2 protein-coding genes are annotated in these 932 nt (G+C 61.3%); both read right to left on the bottom strand.

Features of this window, described 5'->3' with window-relative positions; translation table 11 throughout:
* Window positions 1-411: aldo/keto reductase (locus ACPYOJ_RS34520; protein WP_481420251.1), on the bottom strand; the 411-nt coding region annotated here is incomplete at its 3' end.
* 34 nt (window positions 412-445) lie between these two features.
* Entirely contained in the window at window positions 446-874 is a 429-nt protein-coding gene (locus tag ACPYOJ_RS34515; protein ID WP_481420250.1) for a MerR family transcriptional regulator, read from the bottom strand.
* Window positions 875-932: the final 58 nt, after the last annotated feature.

Genomic DNA, 932 nt, shown 5'->3' with positions numbered 1-932 from the left:
GTCTTCGATCGGCACCTGCGGATCGACGCGGTGCTGGTAGAAAAGGTCAATCACCTCGACCCCGAGCCGCTTCAGCGACGCCTCGGCCACTTCGCGGACGTGTTCCGGCCGGCTGTCGACGCCGGACATGGCATTCACGCCCTCCTTGCTCGCGTCGATCCGGAAGCCGAACTTCGTGGCGATCACGACTTTGTCCCGATAGGGCTTCAACGCCTTGCCGACCAGGATTTCGTTTTCGAAGGGGCCATAGACCTCAGCCGTGTCGAAGAAGGTGACACCGCATTCGACGGCCCGGTGCAGTGTTCGAACGGACTCCTTCTCGTCCTGCCCACCGTAGGCGTGGCTCATGCCCATGCAGCCGAGCCCGACTGCCGAAACGGTGAGATGAGGGCCGAGTTTACGTGTCTTCATCGCAGTGCTGGCATTGCGGCCGCTTTCGTTACCTTCAGCGAGCGTTGGCCCGCCGTGCTCCAACCGGCTTTCGTCGGCGTTCTGGTGGTGCTGCGTCATAGTCCTTCATCCTTGTCGTTGTGCCGGCATAGCCGGCGATCTTGTTGTCGAGGACGAGAAGGCAATCCGACAATTCGGCAAGGCGGGCCCGCACGCGTTCGCGATGCTGTTCCAGCAGTATCCGTCGCTCCGCGTCCGTGCCGACGCCGCGCTCCCGCAAGGCTGCATAGCGCAACATCTCCCGGATCGGCATCCCGGTCTCCTTCAGGCGCCCGAGAAATTCGATCCAGTTCAGGATTGACGCATCGTAGTCACGCAGCCCCGATTGGTCCCTGTCCGCAAAAGGAAGCAGCCCGATCCGCTCATAGTAGCGGATGGTATGGGCCGTTAACCCCGAGCGTTTCGCCAGTTCACCAATCTTCATGGATGTCTTCTTTCGCCACGACGCTTCCAAGGCTAGGGGTTAGAGCGCACTCTAAGTC

This window comes from Rhizobium sp. SVR5-9E (assembly GCF_056755095.1).
The sequence above is the reverse complement of the archived record's forward strand: the minus strand, read 5'-3'. Positions and strand labels throughout refer to the sequence as shown.

What these genes read in the sequence shown, in the direction of transcription:
- ACPYOJ_RS34515 (WP_481420250.1), bottom strand. Translation starts at nt 874, where the DNA reads ATGAAGATTGGTGAACTGGCGAAACGCTCGGGGTTAACGGCCCATACC.